The sequence below is a fragment of the Streptomyces bungoensis genome, from assembly GCF_001514215.1.
Lineage (GTDB): Bacteria > Actinomycetota > Actinomycetes > Streptomycetales > Streptomycetaceae > Streptomyces > Streptomyces bungoensis.
The window spans coordinates 1-570 of record NZ_KQ948923.1; the positions used below are offsets into that span (position 1 = coordinate 1).

Consider the following 570-nt stretch of genomic DNA (forward strand, 5'->3'; position numbering starts at 1 on the left):
CGGAGCACCGACAGCGTGTACGGCCGCTGCTCCTTCGACCCGAACCAGATGATCCGCCGCGGCTTCAGCGTCGCCTTCACGAACGCCGCCCGGCCCGGCTCGATCTGCACATTGCTCGGACGCACGTCGTACGACAACTGGTCACCGTTGTCGCTGCCGCTGACCGAAGCGGTGAGCTTCGTGTTGCCCAGGTTGTCGACCGCCAGGCGGGGCCGCCCCCGGAACCGCCCCTTCACCGTCGGCGGGACCAGCTCCGCCCGCACCTCGGTGAACGGCGTGATCGTCAGATTCCCCTCGGGAACCGTCACCGCCTCCGGATGCTCCGTCGGCGTGATCCGCACCGCGTACGGATTCGGACCGGCCGTCGCGTCCGGCGTCCGCGGCGGCGCGAACGTCAACTCCACCGTACCCGTCGTCCCCGGATAGAGACGGAGCGACGAAGGCTCGACCGTCGTCCACGGCGCGACCGGCCCCACCGGCTCGAAACGGTACTCGTCGACCACGTCACCGGTGTTCCGCAGCCGCAGCCGCACACGCGCACTGCCACCCGGATCCACCGTCGCGGAGGCC

At 70.5% G+C, this 570-nt stretch carries 1 protein-coding gene; it reads right to left on the reverse strand.

Annotated elements, in window-relative coordinates:
* Positions 1-570: COG1470 family protein (locus tag AQJ66_RS36660; protein WP_244163050.1), on the reverse strand; the 570-nt coding region annotated here is incomplete at both ends.